22 protein-coding genes, 3 pseudogenes and 1 riboswitch are annotated in these 21,474 nt (G+C 35.6%); of the genes and pseudogenes, 17 read left to right on the top strand and 8 right to left on the bottom strand.

The features are described 5' to 3' along the window. Window positions 1-94 precede the first annotated feature (94 nt). The 6 genes and pseudogenes from murQ (at window position 95) to SJY24_RS26220 (ending at window position 5,177) form a co-directional block, all read left to right on the top strand. A complete protein-coding gene (gene murQ / locus SJY24_RS26245) occupies window positions 95-979 on the top strand; it encodes an N-acetylmuramic acid 6-phosphate etherase (RefSeq protein ID WP_377866744.1) in 885 nt (294 codons plus the stop codon). Between the two features lie 24 nt (window positions 980-1,003). Further along, window positions 1,004-2,368: a PTS transporter subunit EIIC gene (locus SJY24_RS26240; RefSeq protein ID WP_377866743.1), complete on the top strand. Its 1,365-nt coding sequence runs from the start codon at window positions 1,004-1,006 to the stop codon at window positions 2,366-2,368. 48 nt (window positions 2,369-2,416) lie between these two features. Continuing rightward, the gene (locus SJY24_RS26235; RefSeq protein ID WP_377866742.1) at window positions 2,417-3,490 is read left to right on the top strand and encodes a DUF871 domain-containing protein; all 1,074 of its coding nucleotides are present in this window, start codon (window positions 2,417-2,419) and stop codon (window positions 3,488-3,490) included. Window positions 3,491-3,643: 153 nt separating this feature from the next. Further along, window positions 3,644-4,048 carry a DoxX family protein gene (locus SJY24_RS26230; protein WP_001077751.1) on the top strand — a complete coding sequence of 135 codons (405 nt, stop codon included), beginning with the start codon at window positions 3,644-3,646 and terminating at the stop codon, window positions 4,046-4,048. Between the two features lie 157 nt (window positions 4,049-4,205). Beyond that, a complete protein-coding gene (locus SJY24_RS26225) occupies window positions 4,206-4,607 on the top strand; it encodes a nuclear transport factor 2 family protein (RefSeq protein WP_377866741.1) in 402 nt (133 codons plus the stop codon). Window positions 4,608-4,694: 87 nt separating this feature from the next. Next, window positions 4,695-5,177: pseudogene (locus tag SJY24_RS26220) on the top strand (PRK06770 family protein). A 34-nt stretch (window positions 5,178-5,211) separates the two neighbouring features. Here SJY24_RS26220 and SJY24_RS26215 read toward each other — a convergent pair. Beyond that, window positions 5,212-6,123, bottom strand: coding sequence for a DMT family transporter (locus SJY24_RS26215; protein ID WP_377866740.1), 912 nt, complete (start codon window positions 6,121-6,123; stop codon window positions 5,212-5,214). Window positions 6,124-6,327: 204 nt separating this feature from the next. Between SJY24_RS26215 and SJY24_RS26210 the strand changes: the two genes are divergently transcribed. Both SJY24_RS26210 and SJY24_RS26205 read left to right on the top strand, forming a co-directional pair. Continuing rightward, complete coding sequence (locus tag SJY24_RS26210) at window positions 6,328-6,822, top strand: Lrp/AsnC family transcriptional regulator (protein WP_000446106.1); 495 nt, start codon at window positions 6,328-6,330, stop codon at window positions 6,820-6,822. A 127-nt stretch (window positions 6,823-6,949) separates the two neighbouring features. After that, window positions 6,950-7,405: an N-acetyltransferase gene (locus SJY24_RS26205; RefSeq protein ID WP_377866739.1), complete on the top strand. Its 456-nt coding sequence runs from the start codon at window positions 6,950-6,952 to the stop codon at window positions 7,403-7,405. Window positions 7,406-7,483: 78 nt separating this feature from the next. Here SJY24_RS26205 and SJY24_RS26200 read toward each other — a convergent pair whose 3' ends face one another. Then, the gene (locus tag SJY24_RS26200; protein ID WP_377866738.1) at window positions 7,484-8,254 is read right to left on the bottom strand and encodes an SDR family NAD(P)-dependent oxidoreductase; all 771 of its coding nucleotides are present in this window, start codon (window positions 8,252-8,254) and stop codon (window positions 7,484-7,486) included. 131 nt (window positions 8,255-8,385) lie between these two features. On the opposite strand from SJY24_RS26200, the gene SJY24_RS26195 reads away from it, so the two are divergent. From SJY24_RS26195 to SJY24_RS26175, 5 genes are all read left to right on the top strand, one after another. Further along, a complete protein-coding gene (locus tag SJY24_RS26195) occupies window positions 8,386-8,754 on the top strand; it encodes a MerR family transcriptional regulator (RefSeq protein WP_377866737.1) in 369 nt (122 codons plus the stop codon). A gap of 512 nt (window positions 8,755-9,266) precedes the next feature. Then, the gene (locus tag SJY24_RS26190) at window positions 9,267-9,623 is read left to right on the top strand and encodes a DMT family transporter (RefSeq protein ID WP_000790622.1); all 357 of its coding nucleotides are present in this window, start codon (window positions 9,267-9,269) and stop codon (window positions 9,621-9,623) included. Window positions 9,624-9,625: 2 nt separating this feature from the next. Then, the gene (locus SJY24_RS26185; protein WP_002063959.1) at window positions 9,626-9,940 is read left to right on the top strand and encodes a DMT family transporter; all 315 of its coding nucleotides are present in this window, start codon (window positions 9,626-9,628) and stop codon (window positions 9,938-9,940) included. Window positions 9,941-10,078: 138 nt separating this feature from the next. Continuing rightward, entirely contained in the window at window positions 10,079-10,657 is a 579-nt protein-coding gene (locus tag SJY24_RS26180) for a TetR/AcrR family transcriptional regulator (RefSeq protein ID WP_002063960.1), read from the top strand. 211 nt (window positions 10,658-10,868) lie between these two features. Continuing rightward, window positions 10,869-12,071, top strand: coding sequence for an MFS transporter (locus tag SJY24_RS26175; protein ID WP_377866736.1), 1,203 nt, complete (start codon window positions 10,869-10,871; stop codon window positions 12,069-12,071). A gap of 33 nt (window positions 12,072-12,104) precedes the next feature. Here SJY24_RS26175 and SJY24_RS26170 read toward each other — a convergent pair whose 3' ends face one another. Continuing rightward, entirely contained in the window at window positions 12,105-12,443 is a 339-nt protein-coding gene (locus tag SJY24_RS26170) for a winged helix-turn-helix transcriptional regulator (protein WP_002166316.1), read from the bottom strand. Between the two features lie 170 nt (window positions 12,444-12,613). Between SJY24_RS26170 and SJY24_RS26165 the strand changes: the two are divergent. The 3 genes and pseudogenes from SJY24_RS26165 to SJY24_RS26155 all read left to right on the top strand — a co-directional run. Then, window positions 12,614-12,970 (top strand): annotated as a pseudogene (locus SJY24_RS26165) (ester cyclase); the annotation flags it as partial. A gap of 151 nt (window positions 12,971-13,121) precedes the next feature. Next, window positions 13,122-13,304 (top strand): annotated as a pseudogene (locus SJY24_RS26160) (ester cyclase); the annotation flags it as partial. Window positions 13,305-13,327: 23 nt separating this feature from the next. After that, a complete protein-coding gene (locus tag SJY24_RS26155; protein WP_377866735.1) occupies window positions 13,328-13,876 on the top strand; it encodes an NAD(P)H-dependent oxidoreductase in 549 nt (182 codons plus the stop codon). A gap of 54 nt (window positions 13,877-13,930) precedes the next feature. Here SJY24_RS26155 and SJY24_RS26150 read toward each other — a convergent pair whose 3' ends face one another. After that, the gene (locus tag SJY24_RS26150) at window positions 13,931-14,449 is read right to left on the bottom strand and encodes a general stress protein (protein WP_377866734.1); all 519 of its coding nucleotides are present in this window, start codon (window positions 14,447-14,449) and stop codon (window positions 13,931-13,933) included. A 181-nt stretch (window positions 14,450-14,630) separates the two neighbouring features. After that, the gene (locus SJY24_RS26145) at window positions 14,631-16,370 is read right to left on the bottom strand and encodes an SgrR family transcriptional regulator (RefSeq protein ID WP_377866733.1); all 1,740 of its coding nucleotides are present in this window, start codon (window positions 16,368-16,370) and stop codon (window positions 14,631-14,633) included. Between the two features lie 253 nt (window positions 16,371-16,623). Between SJY24_RS26145 and SJY24_RS26140 the strand changes: the two genes are divergently transcribed. Continuing rightward, complete coding sequence (locus SJY24_RS26140; protein ID WP_377866732.1) at window positions 16,624-17,886, top strand: MDR family MFS transporter; 1,263 nt, start codon at window positions 16,624-16,626, stop codon at window positions 17,884-17,886. A gap of 51 nt (window positions 17,887-17,937) precedes the next feature. On the opposite strand, the gene SJY24_RS26135 is transcribed toward SJY24_RS26140, so the two are convergent. From SJY24_RS26135 to SJY24_RS26125, 3 genes are all read right to left on the bottom strand, one after another. Beyond that, window positions 17,938-18,141 (bottom strand): hypothetical protein, encoded by a 204-nt coding sequence (locus SJY24_RS26135; RefSeq protein WP_377866731.1) that lies wholly within the window; start codon window positions 18,139-18,141, stop codon window positions 17,938-17,940. A gap of 159 nt (window positions 18,142-18,300) precedes the next feature. After that, entirely contained in the window at window positions 18,301-19,500 is a 1,200-nt protein-coding gene (locus SJY24_RS26130; RefSeq protein WP_377866730.1) for an ABC transporter permease, read from the bottom strand. Window positions 19,501-19,560: 60 nt separating this feature from the next. Next, window positions 19,561-20,985 (bottom strand): amino acid permease, encoded by a 1,425-nt coding sequence (locus SJY24_RS26125; RefSeq protein WP_377866729.1) that lies wholly within the window; start codon window positions 20,983-20,985, stop codon window positions 19,561-19,563. A 146-nt stretch (window positions 20,986-21,131) separates the two neighbouring features. Then, window positions 21,132-21,313, bottom strand: a riboswitch (Lysine riboswitch). Between the last annotated feature and the right edge of the window lie 161 nt (window positions 21,314-21,474).

The following is a 21,474-nucleotide window of genomic DNA, read 5'->3' as shown; positions in this document are numbered from 1 at the left end:
AATAAAATTTCATAAAATAATAAAGTAATATTGATTTTAAATTTCTTGAAGTTATAATAAAAGTATGAAATTAAATTTCAAAGTAGGTGGTAATATGTTAGAAAATTTATCTACAGAACATCGTAATGAGAAGACGATGAATTTGGATGAGATGAGCATAAAAGAAGTGCTACAAAGTATGAATCAAGAAGATCGAACTGTTTCATTAGCAGTTGAAAATGAAATAGAAGAAATCGAAAAGGTTGTAGGGGCTGTTATTCAATCTTTTGAAGAAGAGGGCCGATTAATTTACATTGGTGCTGGTACGAGTGGTCGTTTAGGTATTTTAGATGCAGTGGAATGCCCGCCGACATTTGGCACAGATGATAAAATGGTACAAGGATTTATAGCAGGTGGATTGAAAGCGTTTACTAAGGCGGTGGAAGGTGCCGAAGATCGTGAAGAGTTAGCAGAAGAAGATTTAAAAAGTATTGGATTAAACGAGAAAGATACAGTGATTGGAATTGCGGCAAGTGGCCGAACTCCTTATGTAATTGGCGGCTTGAAGTACGCAGGCAGCGTGGGAGCGAGTACAGCTAGTATCTCTTGTAATAAAAATGCTGAAATAAGTAAATATGCAAAACTAAATGTGGAAGTAGAAACAGGCGCAGAAATTTTAACAGGCTCAACGCGTTTGAAGGCTGGTACAGCGCAAAAATTAGTGCTTAATATGATTTCAACAGCTTCTATGATTGGTGTTGGGAAAGTATATAAAAACTTAATGGTAGATGTTCAATCTACAAATGAAAAGTTAGTAGAACGATCAAAACGAATTATTGTGGAAGCAACAGGGGTTAGCTATGAAGTAGCAGCGGAGTATTATGAAAATGCAGAACGTAATGTGAAAGCTGCGATTGTTATGGTATTGCTACAGTGTGAGTATGGGGGAGCACTGGAGAAATTAAAAGAAGCGAAAGGGTTTGTGAAGAAGGCACTATAAAATAATAGGGAGGGGGATTCTATTATGAAGAAAGAAGAGAGAATGGCCAAAGAGATTTCAGAGCAACTTGGGGGAGTAAAAAATATTCGTGGCATTGCTCATTGTATGACGAGACTGCGATTAACGCTTCATGATGAAAGTAAAGTGAATATGGACCTTTTGAAAAAGGTTGAAGGGGTTATGGGCGTTATTGAAGATGAGACGCTTCAAGTTGTTGTTGGACCAGGGACAGTAAATAAAGTAGCAGCTGAAATGGAAGGTTTAACGGGACTGCGAATTGGTGAGGTGGCAGATCATCACCTTGAAGACCTTGGGCAAGAGATGAAGTCAGAGATTAAGAATAAAAATAATACGCCAGTGAAAAACTTTTTAAGAAAAATAGGAAGTATTTTCATTCCGTTAATTCCTGGTCTTGTTGCGTCAGGAATTATAAACGGGGTTGCTAACTTTGCGAAAAATGCAGGTGCCGATCCGAATGCAACGTGGCTACAAATGTTACTACTCATTGGCGGCGGTATCTTTACATTCTTAGGCATTTTAGTCGGTTGGAATACAGCGAAAGAATTTGGCGGGACACCAGTTCTTGGGGCAATTGCTGGTATTTTAATTTTTAACCCGGCGATGGCGACTGTAAAATTATTCGGTGAAGCGCTCGTACCCGGACGGGGTGGATTATTTGCAGTTATTTTTGCAGCATGGCTTATGGTTGTAGTGGAAAGACAAGTTCGAAAAGCTGTGCCAAATGCAGTTGATATTATCGTGACACCGCTTATTACTGTGTTAGTCGTAAGTATCGTAACGATGTTAGCAATTCAGCCGGTAGCAGGTTTCTTATCTGAAGGAATTACAAGCGGAATTAATGGGATTTTAAATATTGGCGGAGCGTTTGCGGGAGCTGTGCTTGCCGGAACATTTTTACCTCTCGTTATGGTCGGATTGCATCACGGTTTAACACCGATTCATATGGAATTTATTAATCAAACTCACGTAACGCCTTTATTACCAGTACTCGCAATGGCAGGCGCTGGGCAAGTAGGAGCAGCGATTGCGATTTTTGTGAAAACAAAAAACAAACGACTTCGTAATGTGATTAAAGGTGCATTACCAGTTGGTTTTTTAGGAATTGGCGAACCGTTATTATACGGGGTTACTTTACCACTTGGGAAACCGTTTCTTACTGCTTGTTTAGGTGCAGCTGTCGGTGGTGCATTCCAAGCAGTTATGAAAACAGCCGCACTCGGAATCGGTGTATCAGGATTATCTTTAATTCCGTTAATTGCTGATAATAAATATTTATTATATTTCCTTGGATTAGTAGTGGCATATACTTTCGGTTTCATCTTTACGTACTTCTTTGGCTTTAAAGAAGAAATGGCAGAAAACATATAGAGAAAGGGATTCCTTTCTCTTTTTTTATTCATAGAAAGGGAGATTCATATGATAGGAGTTTCAATTTATCTTGCAAAAGAGCGAGTAAAGAAACAAGAAGAGTGGCTAAAAGTAGCGAAGGAAAACGTTTTTTCATCTATTTTCACATCACTTCATATACCAGAGGATGATCCTGGTACGTATAAAGAGTTAATTCAAATACTTGGGAAGCAGGCTCTTGAAAATGAAATGGAATTAATGGTCGATGTTTCTCCAAAATCGTTACACCATTTAGGGATGACGTACGAAAATGTAGAAGAGTTAGTGGAGTGGGGCATTACTGGTTTAAGAATGGATTATGGCATTACGCCGAAAGAAATTGCACGCGTATCCCATAAGATGAAAGTAGCTTTAAATGCGAGTACGATTACAGAATCATTTTGGAGAGAGTTACTTACGGAAAATATCCGAGTAAATCGTGTAGAAGCGTGGCATAATTTTTACCCGCGTCCAGAAACAGGACTAGCAAAGTCGTTTTTACAAAAACAAAATAAGTATTTACATGAGTGCGGAATAAAAACGATGGCATTTATTCCGGGAGATGGTGAAAAACGCGGTCCATTATATGAAGGTTTACCGACATTAGAAAAACACCGCTATATGCGGCCGCTTGAAGCGTATTTAGAACTTGTGCAAGATTGTGGTGTCGATAAGGTGTTAATCGGGGATATAAGCGGAAGTCTAGAAAGTGTACAAGAAATAGCGAGTGCGAGTAGAGGAATTATTCCAGTGCGATATGAACCATCGATAAAGGAAAGAGAAGTATTAAAAATGGTAGAACAAGTGCATACAAATAGACTAGATCCAGCTCGTGATGTCATTCGTTCTGTAGAATCGCGCGAAGAAAATAAAGTTGTATTACAACCGATGCATACAATTTCAAGAAAGAAAGGCAGCATTACAATTGATAATGAATTGTACGGTAGATATGCAGGAGAGATGCAAATTGTTGTAAATGATTTGCCTGTAGATGAGAGAGTGAATGTTGTTGGAATGGTTGTAGAAGAGGACCTGCCTTTATTGTCTTATGTTGGCGCTGGAAAAAAGTTTCAACTTTTTCTGTGTGATAGAGTAAAAGCTTGAAGTAGCGCTATTTTATAAAAGACATTATTCGTAAAACGGATAATGTTTTTTGTTTTCTTTAAAAAAAGCATTTGACGAATGAAAAGAAATACCGTATTGTTTTGTCTTGTGAATAAATGTTCACCATAACAAAACAAAAAAGGAGAGTTTAAAATGAACCAATATATTGGAAATTTAATTATTCGTATCGTGTTAGGAGTAACGTTCTTTGCACACGGTTTAGCAAAGTTTCAATCAGGTATAGATAACGTAGCAGGATGGTTTACAAGCATCGGTTTACCAGGTGGTCTTGCATATGGCGTAGCGACAGTTGAATTAGTAGGTGGTATATTATTAATTATCGGTTTAGGTGTCAGATACGTAGGATTGTTATTCGCTCTTATTTTAGCTGGAGCTATCGTAAAGGTAAATGGAGCAGCAGGATTATTAGGAGATGGAAAGAATCCAGGATATGAATTAGATCTTGCATTATTATCAATGGGTGCGTATTTATTCGTTGTAAAAGCAGAAGGATATGTAGATCGTTTCTTAAAAGAGAAAGTAATGAAAACGAAGTAAATTTTATTTATAAATTGTTGACTTAAAGAGTTATTGTAACTATAATAGTTACAATAACTGGATTAAGAATAAAATGATTTGAATATTTTTTTATGTAAGATGTAACTTATGCGGTTACATCTTGTGTGAAGAATAAATAAACGAGGGAGGAAGTACTATGCCTAGATCAAATTTAGAAATTATTCGAAGCACATATGAAGGACCAGCTTCTTCGAATGCAAAACATTTAGCGGAAGCCCTCTCCGAAAAAGTAGAATGGACAGAGGCAGAAGGTTTTCCTTATGGCGGAACGTATATAGGTGTAGAAGCTATAATGGAAAATGTATTTAGCCGTTTAGGATCAGAGTGGGATAACTATAAAGCGAGTGTAAATACGTACCATGAAGTAAACGAAAAAGATGTAATTATTACTGAAGGTGTTTATTCAGGAGTTTATAAAGAAACGGGAAAATCGTTTGAAGCAGAATTCGTTCATGTATGGCAGCTTGAAAATGAAAAAATTGTAAAATTCAAGCAATATGTGGATAGTTTTATTGTACGAGAAGCGATGAAGGTTTAAAATGAAATAAGGAAACAAATGGAATCGGCTGTGCGCAGGCGATTCCATTTGTTTATGTAATTATTAGGGGAATGGGGAGTACATAATATGAAAAAATGGATAATAGGGACAATTACAATGATTGTAATTGCGATAGGAGCTGTATTCGGTGCTACTAAACTTCTTAATTATATAGAGGAAGAGGAGAAGAGTCTTAAAGCACAAAAAGCAATGGGGCAACAGGAGAAGAAAGCTAAGGAAGAGAAGCCACAAGTTAGTGAAGATGAAATTATTTCTACAATGCATAGGATGGTACATCAAAAAGTGAAATCCTCTGATAAATGGTGATTTATCGAAATGACAAATAAGGAAATTCGTAGTGCGAAGAACGCAGTAGAAAGCAGTACAAATTTTAAATATAAAGCAGAGCTACTTTCTACGTTGGAACGTTGGGAGAAAGGAGACTTTTCACAAACGGTTGAGGATCATAACTTTTTGTGGGAAATTCAAGGTGGTGATACTGGAAAAGCAACAGAACGTTTATCGCCAGAAGAAGAAAAGAAGTATGTGAAAGAAATGAAAGGTAAATAAAAACATCGCCACTTTGATGGCGATGTTTGTTTGATTAAGAATGTTTTCGCATTAAAGCTTTAGTTGGCTGAACAGTAACTGTTTTGAAATGAGAAAATAAATAACACCCTGTCACGACGATAATTGTACCGAAAATTTGAATCCATGTTAGTTCTTCTCCGAGGAAAAGGAATGCTAAAATAGCTGTGAAAATCGGATTGAAGTTTAGAAAAATCCCTGATGTCGTAGCGCCTAATTTTTGTACGCCAATATTCCAAAACACCATACAAAGTACTGTTGAAATTAATCCTGTATATAAAAGTGATGTAATGAAAGAAGAATTGATATTGGAAACAGTGAAGCTACCGATGTTAAATGGCAGTAATAAAATAACGCCGAAAATACCAGAATATAATGTTGCCATGAGTGGTGTAGTGGTTTTTGTAGCCCATTTACTACAAACAGAATAGATTCCCCAAATACAAACAGCCGCAATCATCCATAAATCACCGCTATTAAAGTGTAGTGAGAATAAAAGTGAGAAATCACCTTTTAATAGGACGAGGATAACCCCGAAGAATGAAAGGGTCATGGATAAAATTTGAAGAGTATTTACTTTTTCTTTTAGAAATAATACCGAAAATAGTGCAATTGAAATTGCATTCAATGTAGAGATGAGACCTACATTCGTTGCGGATGTTTTTTCAAGTGCTAAAAATTGAAAAATGTTAAACAGAGCAACGCCTGAAATGCCCATAAGTATTAACGGAAGTATTGCAGCACGAGGCGGAACGATTTTTTTTTCTTTAAACCATACCATCGGTAATAAACAAACAATCGCAATTATCCATCTTAAACTTGTCAGTGTCATTGGTGATGCATGATCAACGAGCGATTTCCCAACGACGAAATTTCCTCCCCATAGTAAGCTCGTTAATAATAGTAAAAAGACGTAAAAATAAGGCATACAAAAATCCCCTTTGCCGTAATTAATATGAATTGTAAATAATTTTAGCATTTTTCTTTATTGTGTAATATATTCTTTTGTATAATGGTTAAAAATCAATAAAATGTTTTGTTGTAAATATGATTTATAGAAAGATATTCATTTTTATGTAAGGTGTGAGGTGTTTTTTCGAATAATCATCGGTAATAAAAAGGGGGAATTTTGATGGAGTCGTCTGTTATTAAAGTGTTAGATGATTTAGATGTACAAATTTTAGATATATTGCAGAAGGAGTCCCAAGTAAGTAACGCTGAGCTTGCGCGACGAGTTAATTTATCACCAGCTGCGATGCATGCAAGAATAAAAAGATTAGATGGAGAAGGGTTCATTGATAAGCAAGTAGCAATTTTAAATCAAGAAAAGCTTGGTTTTGATTTACTATGCTTCATTTTTATGAGTACGAATATTCATCAATCAGATAAGCTGGAAGTGTTGGAAAAAGAATTAGAAGCGATGCCAGAAGTGTTAGAATGTCACTGTTTAACAGGAGAGTATGATTATTTATTAAAGGTTGCAAATCGTGATCGTAAAGAACTGGAGCAGTTTATTAGAAAGCTGAATAAGCTTGGTATTACAAGGATACAGACGAGTTTAGCACTTCGTGAAATTAAATATTCGACAGTATTACCGATCCGAAATGAGGAACCGAGCATCGATTAGATTGCTTGGTTTTTTGTTTGTATAAAGTGATTGACGGGGAGAAAGGAGAAATGTATTATTATATAAAATTGTGTATTAAAATTCATTATAAATTATAAATATTAATATCGGGGCAAGGGGATATAATATGAAAATCTTTAATGCGGTTACGAGTGATGTGGAAGGAATTTATAGTCTCATTGAAGCTTATGCAAAAGAGGGAGTCGTTTTACCGCGTTCTCTTTTATCTCTCTATCAATATTTACAATGTTTATATGTTATGAAAGAAGGAGAGGAAATCGTTGGAGTTGCTGGTTTACATGTGTTAGGAGAGGATCTTGCAGAAGTACGATCGTTAGTAGTTTCGCATACATATGCAGGAAAAGGAATCGGGCGTAAGTTAGTGAATCATGTAATGAATGAGGCTGCAAAAATAAAAGTGAACAGGGTAATTTCTTTAACATATGAAACGGAATTTTTTCAAAAGTGCGGGTTTGATTTTGTGAATAGAGAAGCATTACCAGAAAAAGTGTGGATTGATTGTAGACATTGTCCAAAAGTTGATTATTGTGATGAGGTGGCGATGATACGGTATGTTGGGTGAAATTTTTAGAGAGAAAAAAGACCCACTATTATTTAAGAAATAGTGGGTATCTATGTTTTAGTCAGAAATGAGATGTTGTTAAGAATTTGAATTCGTTTGTCTCACTGCAAAATTAAAAATAGGATTTTTAAGCTCATAGTTATAAGTAGAACCATCGACCAGCCCTACAACTTTATCGCTCTCATAAAGGTCGAGCATAAATTGTGCCATTTGTTTTGCGGTGTGGAATTTCGGTACAACATTATCGTATTGGAATTCATCAATATCAAATGAACGTTTTGCAAATTCTGTTTCAGTTGCACCAGGTGCTAAAACTTTTGCTTGCAGTTTTGCACCTTGTTGTTTCAATTCGTGAGATAAACCTTCTGTAAATGCACTTACATAGAATTTCGTAGCGCAATACGTAACCGCATCAGCAACAATTGTGTATCCACCGCCTGATGAAACGTTAATAAGTTGTGTGCCATCAACCATGGAATAATCTCGAACGAAAAGAGAAGAGAGTATTGTTAGTGCTTCTATATTTACATGCAACATCGTTTCTATTTTATTTAAATTTTGTTCAGCAATTGAGGCGAAATTCCCAAAACCTGCGTTGTTAATCCACGTTTCAATTTGAAAAGTTTGTAGGCCTTCATAAAGCTTATAAACATTTTCCGTGATAGATAAATCCGTTCTTCGAATGACAACATCCAACTCTGGATGCATTTCGTTAATTTTTAATTTTAATCCGTCTAATTCTTCTTGTCTTCGAGCTACAAGTATTAAGTTCTTTCCGCGAGATGCAAAGGCTAAAGCTGATTCATAGCCAATTCCGGAACTAGCACCAGTAATAACAGTATATTTCATATAAAATCCCCCTAAGTTCAAATTAATTTAGTATGGTTAGATTTTATTTGTTAGAGTATACTCTAAGTCAAATGTTTTTTATAAAGCAGTCAAATATATGATGGTAAATGGCATGTGGAGGGAGTATGAGTATGTACACAATTAGCGAGGTAGCTAAATTATTAGGAGTGAGCACACATACATTACGTTATTATGAAAAAGAGAACATATTAATTGCAAACCGCGATACAAATGGAAATCGACTGTATGAAGAATCGCATATAAAGTGGTTGCAGTTTGTAATGAAATTAAAACAAACGCAAATGCCTATAGCAAAAATAAGAGAATACGCTAGATTATATTTAGAAGGGGAACATACAACCGAAGCTCGTTTACAACTGTTAGAAGATCATAAAAAATCTATTCAAACTCAAAGAGAAAACTTAGTAATTACAGAGAAGATGCTCGAAAATAAAATTATTGCATACAAAGACTCGTTGAAAAATAAATTTGATCTATAGGTATTTCACCATAGTGTGCCGACAAATAAAAAAGAGTAGCTAGCAAAAGCTAACTACTCTTTTTAAGGGATCTCCAAGGGGGAATGGAGAAAATATTATGTTACTCTTATTATTAACAGATTATTGAGAAATATACAGGCCGAAATGAAATTTTTTCCTAAATGTATTGTGTTTCGTTTTTTATTATGCTGCTGTCCATATTCAGTATGGAAATTTACAGTTGACATATTGTGAATTGTTCACATACAATATTAATGAATGACATTCAGTCATTTTAACTTTTGAAAGGGTGCTGATAATATATTTTTGGATGCATACAAGAAGGTTAGGGAAGACGAGAATTCATTGATTAAGGATGTTAAAAGTACATTAAATAATTTTTGAATTTAGTTAGCTATGTAACGAAATAAATGATAAATGAGGATGATAGTTGCTTTTATATAGTAGTGATTGAAGAGTATATTTTTTTAAAACGGAAAATGACTGATAGTCAGTCATAAGAGGTGGTAAGTATGAAAAATAAAGCTTGGTTATATGTCATATTAACATGTATCTTTGAAATTTTTTGGGTGTTTGGTTTTAATACAGCTCATACTTGGTGGCATTGGGTCATTATTGTAGGAGTTATTGCTGTTGATTTTCATTTTCTTTCTAAAGCGTGCGAACATCTTGCAACAGGGACTGTATATGCTGTGTTTGCCGGAGCTGGTACGGTAGGTACTTTCCTAATGGATGTATTCCTTTTCGGCGGCAGTTTCAGTGTAGGAAAACTATTCTTTATCGTGATGGTCGTAGCGGGCGTGATCGGTTTAAAATTGGCTGATAATAAAGAAGAAACCGCGGAAGAAATTGTGAAAGGAGCTGCTTAAAAATGGGTTGGATTTTCGTGTTTTTTGCTGCAATTAGTGAAATAGTCGGTGTGATAGGCCTTAAAATGTATAGTAAAGATAAGACGTTAACAAATGGAGCAATTTATATAGGTGGATTTGCAACTTCCTTTGCATTCTTATACACATCTTTCTTGTTCTTACAAGTAAGTGTAGCTTATGCGGTTTGGATTGGCATTGGAACAGCAGGTGCTGTTTTATTAAATATGTTTCTGTTTGGTGAATCGAAAAGTAAGGCACGTTTGATTAGTGTGGCTCTTATCGTATGTGGAGTTACGGGATTAAAGGCTCTTTCATAAGAAAAGGATATTAAAGTTAAATCTCCTAACGATTTGTTGGGAGATTTTTATTATGAAAAGTGCACGATGATTGACAGTACAGCTAGTTATTTTATAAAATGAGTGACAGTCATTCAATACGCGTGTGAAAGGGTTTAGATGATGAATAAAAAAGAAAAAATTGTCTATGCAGCTATTGAAGTGTTTCAGGAAAAGGGCGTTGAAAAAACGAAGATTTCTGATATCGTGAAATTGGCTGGCATTGCACAAGGAACTTTCTATTTATATTTTCCTTCTAAGTTATCTGTTATGCCTGCAATAGCAGAAGTGATGGTTGAGAAGATGATACTTGCAGTGAAAGAAAAAGTACAGAACGATTCACCTTTTTCAAGTAAAGTTGAGCAAGTAATAGATGCGGTATTTACCTTTATAGCTGAATATCGTGAAATACAAGCGTTAATGTATGCGGGCCTTGCATCAACTGAACATATAAAAGAATGGGAAGCTGTATATGAGCCTCTTTATATATGGCTAAGTGACTTTTTAAGTGAGGCAAAAGAATCAGGTGAAATTCGTGATTCGGTTCACGCAGAGCGAACAGCGAAGTTATTTATCGCTCTTGTTGAATCAGCAGCGGAACAAGTTTATTTATATGATCATAAAGATGATGAGCAAGTCGAGCTACAAAAGGCAGAAGTACTAGATTTTTTAACACATGCACTACATATAAAGAAATAGTAAGATGAACCTGTCTGAAAAGGTAGGTTCATTTTTGAGGAAAACTGAATGATAGTCATTCACCTAATACTTATGTATGTGTGGAAGGATAGTGTGAAATTCTAATGAGTGGAGGCATCTCTACTCATGATTAGCCCACAAATAGCAGGATAAAGAAAAAGCTTCTTGGGCATTATTTTTTTGAGGAACTTACGGGAAGAGGTGTTAAAAAGTGAAGAAACCGATAAAAGAACAAAAGATGGTATTAGTCATTCTTTTGAGTAATATATTTATCGCTTTTTTAGGGATTGGATTAATTATTCCGGTTATGCCGTCCTTTATGAATGACATGAGTTTAACAGGGAAGACGATGGGCTATCTCGTTGCAGTGTTTGCAATGGCTCAGCTCATTACGTCACCTATTACAGGCCGGTGGGTCGACCTTTACGGTAGGAAGAAAATGATCATCATTGGATTATTTATTTTTGGTGTTTCAGAACTTCTTTTTGGATTAGGAAAAGATGTGTGGATGCTTTATGCAGCAAGGGTGCTAGGCGGAATTAGTGCTGCGTTTATTATGCCTGGTGTTACGGCATATGTTGCGGATATTACATCTATGCAGGAACGTCCAAAGGCGATGGGATATTTATCAGCGGCGATTAGTACTGGTTTTATTATAGGGCCTGGAATTGGCGGATTTATTGCAGAGTATGGTATACGTGTGCCGTTTTTCGTTGCAGCAGCAATTGCCTTTATAGCATGTATAATTTCCATCTTTATTTTGAAAGAGCCGTTAACGAAAGAAGAGCTTGCAGAGATTTCTGCTAATACGAAGGAATCAAGCTTTATCGGGGATTTAAAGAAATCATTAAATCCAATGTATGCAATCGCATTTATTATTGTATTTGTACTCGCATTCGGATTATCGGCATATGAAACTGTGTTTAGTCTGTTTTCTGATCATAAGTTTGGTTTCACACCGAAAGATATTGCTGCAATTATTACGATTAGCTCCATCTTTGGGGTAGTTGTGCAAGTATTTATGTTTGGCAAATTGGTCGACATGTTCGGTGAAAAAGTGTTAATTCAAATATGTTTAATTGTAGGTGCAGTATTAGCATTCGTTTCAACTGTAGTCTTTAATTATTGGATTGTACTTCTCGTTACTTGCTTTATTTTCCTAGCATTTGATTTACTTCGTCCAGCTTTAACGACGTTTTTATCAAAAGCAGCTGGAAAAGAGCAAGGATTCGTTGCTGGTATGAACTCGACTTATACGAGTTTAGGAAATATCGCAGGACCAGCGATGGGCGGAATATTATTTGATATAAACATTAATTATCCATATGCATTTTCAGGTGTTGTTTTAATCGTTGGTCTCGGCATTACATTTATGTGGAGAGAGAAACAGCTAGCTCAAAGTTTTGCGAAGTAATAAAACCCCTTACGACGGTAAGGGGTTTTTGTTTTATAAACTTAATCCAAACCGCTTTAATTCAATAAAAATTCCCTCTAATTGCTTTCCTTTATCCGTTAAAGTGTACTCTACACGAGGCGGAACTTCTGGATATACTTTTCTCGTTATAATCCCTTGTGCTTCCAATTCTTTTAGGCGAAGTGATAAAGTTTTCGGACTAATCCCATCCATTGATTTTTGTAAATCGCTAAATCTTAATGTCCCTTCGATAAGAAGATCGCGAATGATTAAAAACGTCCATTTTGTACTAATTACGTCAAGCGTTTTAGCGATAGGACAAGGTATACCAGGTAAACCTTTCGTTAATACAACTGGATCTATATTGCTCATGGAAATAGCCTCCATAAAATTTTTTTCGGATGAATTTTCCTTATCGTATCACAAAACTATACTTTTGGTAACTATATGAAAAAAATATCACTACTTCCATAAAGGAAGTTAGTGCATATACAATAGCAATACGAAATACAAAGGGTTTGTATGAGGAGGAGGTGATTTCCATGGGTATGAAAAAGTTGTTTATGTTCCTTAGTTTTTTTGTCATTTGTATTGTGCTTGTAGCATGTAGTGGTGAGCAAAAAACGGAAATTCAGTTATTAAAGGAAATGCCGAAGCCAAAAGCAATGACAATTGATTCTTCATTAAGTAAAAAGGAAGCGACAGAAATCGTGCATGCAGCTCAGCGTTTTTATGCATTTTGGGATACAGGTAAAGAGGGGCTTATTCCGCAGACTGTTACGGAAAATTTTTTCGATAATACACTGCCGAAAGGGCGACCACAAGGCACTGAAGGATTAAAGTTTGCAGCACAAAATTTTCGCAAAGTCGTTCCTGATATACATTGCGAGATTGAAGATTTATCCCGCATTAACGGGCAGTAAGATCCCCACCTCAAAATTCAGTGAAAGCAAAGGTGTTAGGTGGGGGATCAACTGCCCGTAAAAGCCCGATTGGTTCAACTAATAATCAGTGGGGGATAAAGAACCCCCCACTGATTAAAGTTTCACTTTATTAGTTGTTGGTGATAAAGTAACGGCTCGTCTTTCCTTTACAGGAACTCATAATGATAAGAAAATCAATTTTTTTGCAATTGATATTTTGCATGTGAAGGACGGCAAGATAACGGAAGATTGGCATTTAGAAGATAATCTTACGCTGAAGCAGCAACTCGGCTTAATAGCTGAAGAGTAGATCATATAAGGGAGAGAAAAGCGATGAAAAATATTTTTATTATAAATGGACATGAAAAATACGGTACGAAGGAAGGACGATTAAATAGAACTTTAGTAGATTATATGGTAACTGTATTAAGTGAGAATCATCATGTGAAAACAACAACGATTCAAGATGGCTACAATATTAAAGAAGAACAAGATAAATTTTTATGGGCCGATGTTGTAATTTATCAAACACCAATTTATTGGTTTAGTGTTCCTGGATTATTTAAAACGTATATGGATGAAGTATATGAATATGGCCTGTTCTTTAAAGGTGCAGATGAATATGGAACAGGCGGTTTATTAAAAGAGAAGCAGTATATGTTTTCTACAACTTGGAACGCACCTGAAAAAGCATTCGGAGATAAGACGAAGTTCTTTGAAGGAGAAAGTTTAGAATCAGCACTTAGTCATTTACATCGTGTGCAGAAGTTTCTTGGTATGAGTCCGTTAAAGATTTTTGCTTGTTATGATGTGGTGAAGAATCCTACTGTTGAGAAGTATTTAGAGAACTTGAAAGATCACTTAGATGGAGTAATCAAATAATAGCTTGTATCTGTATGTGAAGAAGGTACTACTAAGGATGTAGTACCTTCTCTTTCATGAAATACGTTGAAAATCTTTACTTATACAGGACTGTTTTAGTTTTTTTGATTTGATTAAATGTTTAATATCAGAGATGTTATCGTATGAAAGCTGAGTATGAAAATAGTTAATGTACTCAAGTAATGCAAAAATATAAATAAATAGAGTGAATGATAGCCCACCTAAAGGTAAGTGGGGATACCAAATTACAAAATCAATAGTAAACGTAATAAATCCCGTGATAATTAATGCTATATTTATCTTTTTAAGTATTTTTAAATATTGAATCATCCTAATAGGCGTAACAGATGTTTTCTCTTTTTTTAGTCGTTTCCACTTTACGTACCAGTAAATTATTCCTTGTAATAAGATAAACTCTAAAAGAAGAAATGAGACCCAAAAAGAATATAGGGAATATAAATGTAACGTAGGATAAGCATAATTAAGTAAGTAACTTGTGAAAATAAAAGTAATGACTGAAAATAACTCACCTGTGTATAGATAAGAAAGTCTTTTTTCTAGGGTGCTTTTCATGGTTCTTCTCCTTTTATCCCGCATTAACGGGCAGTAAGACCCCCACCTCAAAATTCAGCGGAAGCAAAGAAGTTAGGTTGGGGATCAACTGCCCGTAAAAGCCCGATTGGTTCAACTAATAATCAGTGGGGATGAACAAAACCCCCACTGATTAAAGTTTCACTTTATAAAAACTCACATTTTAATACGTGGATGGCTGTATCCATAACTTCGCAAAATTTGCCCAGCCGAATGAATCAATTGTTACATTTTTTAAAGAAGAGGGATATGTTTTCCTTTTTAGAACGTGATAGTTAAATAAAATGATGTGTTCTGCTTGTAAAAATTCTTCGATCTCATACATGAGTTTATACCGTTTTTCTTTATTGTCTTCTAATAAAAAGGTATCAAGTAAACAATTAATTTGTTTTGCATAGTGTGGGTCCATGAATCGATTTACGAAGCAACTTTTATTTTTAAATACATTTAAAAATGCAATTTCATGATCGGTAGCAAATACTTCCCCCATGAAAATAATATCCGCATGTTTATCAATAGAACGATCCATATAATCTGAAACGAGAAATGGGTGAAGTTCTACGTGTATTCCTAATTGTTCGCAGCGTTCTTTTAGGAAATGTGCATCATTTGCACTATCTTTAAATGCGAAGAAGTAAATATGTATCGTTTCTCCATTATAGGTGCTCTTTTTTAAATATTCTTTCGCCTTTTCTAAAGAGTAAGGTCTTTTAGAAGCTTGGCGACTTCGTTCAGGGAAAAAGCTTGATGCAGCAATTGTTCGTCTACCCTCTATGCTATGAAGTATCGTTTCAACGTCATATAGTTCTCTCCAAGCTTTTCGAAAGTGAATGTCGTGATGAGGACCAGGTTTTGTAAAGTTGAAGCTAGCATAAATACAACCTATTTCTTCTATTTGTATATCATGCCTTTCATTTTCCTCTTCATTTGGTAGTTCATAATCAGCATCTATTTGCAAATGATCAGGAATACCCCAAAATTCAATACGGTCTAATAACGCACGCTCTTTAAAATAATGGGTGAACGCTTCGAGTACGATATTATCCTCAGAGTAATGAGCAAGCCTGAAAGGTCCAGTACCTATATAATGATGATTTTGAACGGCTGTATCATGTGGCATAATTGCTAGTTGCATGGAACTCACATAACGTAAGAAAAAAACGTTAGGTTTTGCTAAATGAAATCGTATTTGCAGTGGTGATGGTGTTTCAATTTGAACAATTTCTTCTGTTAACCACTCGAAAGGAGAGTGAACTTGCTTTAATCGTTCAAATGAAAATTGTACATCTTTAGAAGTTAAAATAGTTTCGTTATGAAAATGTATATCCTTTCGTAAATAAAAGGTCCACGTAAGCCCGTCTGCACTTAATTCCCACGTATGTGCAATGTGTGGCTCCATTTTTTCAGTAACATCATTATAAACGACTAACGTATCAAAAATTTGACTCGTAAGATGGCTCTCTGTAGTTACAGCGACAAAGGCCGGATCTAATGGGAATATCTTTCTCGATATAGGAATCTTTAATATGTCGTACATATCATTTGAAGGTTCGTATCCAAAATGATGATGTAGTTTATTTTCTATCTTTTTTTGAATTGCAAGAGGCAGGGGTTCTTTTAAAAGAAGAAAGATATCCTTTAATTTTTCTTGCGCTAACAGTTCATCTGTATAGGATTCAATTGCTTCTACGAGACTATGTATAAATAGAATTTCCGTTTTATTCCCGCGCCCACGCCCTGGAGTCCAGCGAATTAATTGCTCCTCACTCATTTTCTTTAATAAAATTTTTACGTTTTTCGTACTGCAATATAATATATCCGCTAATTCTTGTAAGCTATTTCGTATATGTTGTTGATCTTGTGCATGTAGCCTTAGTCTAATGTAATAGTCCATAATCTTCATATGTATACACCTCCTTCTATAATAAAGTGAAACTTTAATCAGTGGGGGGCATCCCCCACTGATTATTAGTTGAACCAATCGGGCTTTTACGGGCAGTTGATCTCCCACCTAACTTCTTTGCTTTCGCTGAATTTTGAGGTGGGGGTCTTACTGCCCGTTAATGCGGGATAAAAGGGGAAACTCTTTAGAATATTCTAACCTTTTTCTTCCTCTTTTTCAAAGTAAAATGAATAAGCATAAGGAGGGGGAAACAATGGGATTTTGGAGTATGCACCGAAATATAAAAATTAGAATTATAACTTCGTTTTTAACACGCACTGTATCCACAATGATTTTTCCATTTATGGCGATTTATTTTTCAATAAAATTAGGTAGTGCGATTGCTGGTGCTTTATTACTCATCAATGTGCTAGCTTCATTAATTATCGGTTTATATGGTGGGTATGTTGGAGATCGGCTCGGTCGTAAAAAGGTGATGATTATTGGTCAAAGTATACAAGTCGTTTCCATTGCTTGTATGGGAATTGCAAACTCAGATTATGTAGATTCACCGTGGCTAACATTTGTGTTTATGTTAGTGAATAGCTTAGGATCTGGACTTATGAATCCAGCGACGGAAGCGATGTTAATAGATGTGAGTACACCTGAAAATCGAAAAGTGATGTACAGCATTAACTACTGGGCTATTAACTTATCCATTGCGATTGGAGCAATATTTGGCGGATTACTATTTGAGAACTATAGATTGCAATTGTTTATCGGATTAACAGTTATTGCAGTTATTACTTTATATGTGATGGCTGTATATATGGAAGAAGTGTATGTAGCGAGAAAAACAGTAGAGAAGAAAAATGTATTAAAAGATATGGCAGATAGTTATAAAGTCGTGATGAAAGATAGAGCGTTTTTAATTTTTTGTGCAGCAAGTATATGTACACTATCGTTAGAGTTTCAAATTAATAATTATTTAGGGATACGTTTACAGAAGGAATTTGAAACGGTGCACTTTTTATTTGGAAATGGTTTTACATTCGATTTAACAGGTATTCGAATGCTCAGCTGGATATCGGCAGAGAATACAATTTTAGTTGTGTTATGTTCAGCACTTCTTATTAAAATGCTAAAAAGCTTCAACGATTTGAAAATCTTATATGTAGGTTTGTTCATTTATACAATTGGATTTGCAATACTCGGAATGAGCAATAGTTTATGGATCTTATTAATTGCAGGGCTTTTCCAAACGGTAGGAGAGATGATGTATGTACCGGTTCGTCAATCTATAATGGCAGATATGGTGCCAAATGAGGCAAGAGGTTCTTATATGGCAATTAACGGAATGGTCTTTCAAGTGGCAAAAATGAATGGGGCATTAGGTGTTATGCTAGGCTCGTTTATTGCATCTTGGGGCATGAGTGCTCTGTACTTTATTGTTGGTATGAGCAGCATTTTATTATTTATGAAGGCAATTGGGAAAGAGAAGTATGAGGATGAGAGGGAGGTTTCTCAGATTGGATGAAACTATATAAAAGCGAACCAGTTATACTGGGACTCGCTTTTTATATAATTTTTAAAACGGATTAACTTCAGCTAAATCAGGATTGGCGTTAGGGCTTGTTAATAAGGTTTTCAGCTCACCTACTTCTGAGAGAGCGACGAGGATATAACCACTAATAAGGACGATGAGTCCGACGACACGTAATGTTTGCAGTGTAATATCACGGCTATTGTTTTCGGAGTTATCTTGGGGCGGAGAAGGTGGATTGTTGTTCATAGTTAGGCTCCCATCTGTTTTATTTATATGTGTAAAATCATTATTTAACTTATGGATAGGAATTGTATAGTCATTTTCACTATATGAGAATTGCCTATGAAAAGTGATTAGAAATTTTGGGACGAAAAAAGAGGCTGTGATGTGCAGCCTCTTTTTTCGTTAAAATGAAGAAATTCGTTTCTTTGTTTTTGGAACAATAATAAATTTTATCCAAAGTACTCCGATTACCATAATAATCAAAGCATGTAGTAATTGTCCTGTGGCAATGAGTATAATACTTGAAAATACAATGAGTTGAATGCTTAGCAATATAAAGATTAAGCGAAGAAATTGGTTCATTTGTTTTTCAGTATCAATTGGATACAATGCTACAATAATATTTCCCGAAAAATATTTCCACAGAGAACGAAGTTGCATAGAAATCATATATAGGACGATATAAGCGATAGCACCTTTTACGTATATGTTTGGTATAAAATATAAGGCGAAGGCACCGATTAATCCTAAGCGAATATATATACCGAAATAATCATTTCCGCGTAAAAATGCTAGTGTATGTAAATAGAAGAAAGTTGCTCGTTTTTTATGTAATAAAGGTTCAATCCAATTTGTAAGCCATTTTCTTTTGTTTACTTGTTTTTTAATTTGCGGAACATCGGTGAAGATGCTAGCGAATTGATAGAAGCGTATGTCCATTTTTTCTTCTTGGTCGATTACGTATTCCCACGGTATTCGTTTTGTTGGCTGTTTCTTCGTGTATAGAAGCAGGAAAGCAAGAAGTAAGAGTAGTCCGCCTAATACGATCACATTTGCAGTATAAAACAGCATGTAAATGATAAGTGCGTTACAAAAGGCGCGCACTATAAACCATATGTTTTTTTCATAACTATCACGCCATATCCAATGTATGTATATGTTCCAGCCCTTTAGAATCATTAAAATTATAAAGATTGTACATAAAAAAGGTACGGTTAATTGTAATGATTGCATGGCAAGTGGTACGAGAATAAGGAACGTAAATACTAAAGGGAAAAGCTGAATGATGTAATTATATAGAAGAGATTTTTTAAAATAAGAAGTTAATTTCTCTTCTAGTGCTAGTAAATAGACAGCATCGGGCTTTTGAATAAATGTACGTATTGGGCATCTCGTTATAATCGCTGTTAAGACGATTGTAATAAGCAATAGAGATATTCCTTTAGAAGGATCCGTTTTAAGAAACTTTGCGTAATAATATGCACCTACACATGAGACGAAGATAAAGCTATATAGCAAACCGTTAATCATACGTGCAAAGTATGTGATGGCATTTTGAATATGTTGTTGAAAGCGAGAGCTCCATAGTGATTCGATTGACATGTTTTTCACCTCTTTTTTCTATTATATATGTTTTATTAAGCAAAAAACGAGCAAATTGCGTTACGCAACTTGCTCGTTTTTCTTTTCGTTATTTTTTTTCTGATCACGATTCATTAATGGATAGAAGGCAAAGCCAATTGCGAATAAACCGATTCCGAGAAGGAACGTTTTTATATCGGATGCGCCTGTTTTAATAACCCATAGTGCATAGCAAAGTGCGATAACTGCGACTATGCCATCTGTAATTCTTGCCCGCAGTTCATTTTTATATGTTTCACCAGTTGCGACTAGTTTTAACTGGAAGATTGGTGAAACGAGATATGGAATGAGGTAGGCCAGTGTTGATACGGTAATAACGAATGTATAAGCTTCCGCAATTGTTCCTGATAATGTTGAGAATAAGAACACTTGCGACATAATGTTTGTTAATCGTAGTGAATGAATTGGACTTCCTTTTTTATTTGTTTTTGCGAAGAAGGAAGGGAAGAAACCTTCTTTTGCTGCTTGATAAGGTACTTCTGAGCTTAATAAAATCCAGCCTAATATTGAACCGAATAGGGAAGTAAGAGCAAGTAATGCCATAAGTTTCCCGCCGCCGTGACCCATTGCAGCGTTTAATGCATCTGCTAATGGACGTTCAGAAGCTTGTAATTTATCAACGTGAAGTACACCCATTGTTAAAATTGTAATTCCTAAATAAATTGCAACCGTTATTAATAAACCAGCAACAGTCGCGCGTTTTACCGTTTTGGGAGAAGTAGCTCGGTTTGATAAAAGAACCGCTGATTCAATCCCAATAAATGCCCAAAGCGTTGTAAGAGCCGCTAAATTTACTTGTGAAAGGAGACCGTGTGATACGCCTTCTTTATCGATCATCGGTGTGTACCATTGTCCAAACTTTGAAGCTTCGAACGCAAATAACGTAACGACAATGAATAGAAGGAATCCAGTTACTTTCGTTGTTGTTGCTAAGAAGTTTAGTTTCCCAGCTCCGCTTACACCGTTTGTTAATATTAAATGAGTTCCCCAAAGTAAGACGGAACAAATAGTAAATGTAATGAGCTTTCCAACTTCTATATCGAACGAGCCGATTGAAAATAATAGTCGCGTATCTTTCATAATCGGGAAGAAGAGTGATAAATATCCCGCGAAAGATGTAATGATGGCAACGTTACTTGCCCAGTTTGCAACCCAATATCCCCATACCATACTGAAACCAGCCATTTTCTTTCTTTTTGGAGTTGAGAATAAAGCATATGCATGACTTTGTGGTCCCGTTGTTAAATCAGGACGACGAATTGCTAAATTACCGAAAACAAGAGCTAGCATTAAAACACCAAACCCTGTTGTTAACCAAGCTAAAGTGACACCGAGTGGGCTTGCTGTTTGTGCTAGCGTACTTGGCACCATGAAAATACCAGCGCCAACCATGTTACCGACAACGAAAGCTGTTAGTACCCAAAAGCCCCATTTTTTTTGTTGCATAGAAAATACCTCCAAAGTTAGTATAACCAAGTCAAGCGAGGAGATATGTATGTCTTCCTGATAAGGAAGAGAAGGTTCAAACAAAACAAAAAAAGCACGTAATCTGCCGCTACATGCTTTCTATCTTATAAGAAACCCACGACATACCTCTCGATAGCTCTCCACAAACGAAACGTTTGTGACAGTTCTGCACTTATTAAATGCAGACCCAGCAAGCGTGCATGGTGGACACGACTTACTTCGGCAATCATTCCTTTCTCATTTCTTCATCAATGCCACTACATCTCCTGAAATGATACTCTTAATGACTGCAACCTCTACCTCACCGAGATACGAATGAGGATTTATGTATTAAATTAACATGTTTAAGAGTAACAAATGTATTTTTATACGTCAATGGATATAGTAATAATCAGATTATAGAGAAGAGTTCGTTATTGAGGGGGTGGAGGGTTTTAACTAAAAAGCAGCTGACCTAAATATTAGATC

Origin of the sequence: Bacillus sp. R86525 (assembly GCF_042466195.1) — a bacterium.
GTDB classification, from domain to species: domain Bacteria; phylum Bacillota; class Bacilli; order Bacillales; family Bacillaceae_G; genus Bacillus_A; species Bacillus_A nitratireducens.
The sequence above is the reverse complement of the archived record's forward strand: the minus strand, read 5'-3'. Positions and strand labels throughout refer to the sequence as shown.

Coding starts and splice junctions, on each gene's coding strand:
- SJY24_RS26180 (WP_002063960.1), top strand. CDS start 10,079: ATGATGAATAAAAAAGAAAAAATTGTCTATGCAGCTATTGAAGTGTTT.
- SJY24_RS26185 (WP_002063959.1), top strand. CDS start 9,626: ATGGGTTGGATTTTCGTGTTTTTTGCTGCAATTAGTGAAATAGTCGGT.
- SJY24_RS26130 (WP_377866730.1), bottom strand. CDS start 19,500: ATGTCAATCGAATCACTATGGAGCTCTCGCTTTCAACAACATATTCAA.
- SJY24_RS26155 (WP_377866735.1), top strand. CDS start 13,328: ATGAAAAATATTTTTATTATAAATGGACATGAAAAATACGGTACGAAG.
- SJY24_RS26195 (WP_377866737.1), top strand. CDS start 8,386: ATGTACACAATTAGCGAGGTAGCTAAATTATTAGGAGTGAGCACACAT.
- SJY24_RS26200 (WP_377866738.1), bottom strand. CDS start 8,254: ATGAAATATACTGTTATTACTGGTGCTAGTTCCGGAATTGGCTATGAA.
- SJY24_RS26225 (WP_377866741.1), top strand. CDS start 4,206: ATGCCTAGATCAAATTTAGAAATTATTCGAAGCACATATGAAGGACCA.
- SJY24_RS26150 (WP_377866734.1), bottom strand. CDS start 14,449: ATGAAAAGCACCCTAGAAAAAAGACTTTCTTATCTATACACAGGTGAG.
- SJY24_RS26170 (WP_002166316.1), bottom strand. CDS start 12,443: ATGAGCAATATAGATCCAGTTGTATTAACGAAAGGTTTACCTGGTATA.
- murQ (WP_377866744.1), top strand. CDS start 95: ATGTTAGAAAATTTATCTACAGAACATCGTAATGAGAAGACGATGAAT.
- SJY24_RS26190 (WP_000790622.1), top strand. CDS start 9,267: ATGAAAAATAAAGCTTGGTTATATGTCATATTAACATGTATCTTTGAA.
- SJY24_RS26145 (WP_377866733.1), bottom strand. CDS start 16,370: ATGAAGATTATGGACTATTACATTAGACTAAGGCTACATGCACAAGAT.
- SJY24_RS26205 (WP_377866739.1), top strand. CDS start 6,950: ATGAAAATCTTTAATGCGGTTACGAGTGATGTGGAAGGAATTTATAGT.
- SJY24_RS26135 (WP_377866731.1), bottom strand. CDS start 18,141: ATGAACAACAATCCACCTTCTCCGCCCCAAGATAACTCCGAAAACAAT.
- SJY24_RS26235 (WP_377866742.1), top strand. CDS start 2,417: ATGATAGGAGTTTCAATTTATCTTGCAAAAGAGCGAGTAAAGAAACAA.
- SJY24_RS26125 (WP_377866729.1), bottom strand. CDS start 20,985: ATGCAACAAAAAAAATGGGGCTTTTGGGTACTAACAGCTTTCGTTGTC.
- SJY24_RS26210 (WP_000446106.1), top strand. CDS start 6,328: ATGGAGTCGTCTGTTATTAAAGTGTTAGATGATTTAGATGTACAAATT.
- SJY24_RS26215 (WP_377866740.1), bottom strand. CDS start 6,123: ATGCCTTATTTTTACGTCTTTTTACTATTATTAACGAGCTTACTATGG.
- SJY24_RS26240 (WP_377866743.1), top strand. CDS start 1,004: ATGAAGAAAGAAGAGAGAATGGCCAAAGAGATTTCAGAGCAACTTGGG.
- SJY24_RS26230 (WP_001077751.1), top strand. CDS start 3,644: ATGAACCAATATATTGGAAATTTAATTATTCGTATCGTGTTAGGAGTA.
- SJY24_RS26140 (WP_377866732.1), top strand. CDS start 16,624: ATGGGATTTTGGAGTATGCACCGAAATATAAAAATTAGAATTATAACT.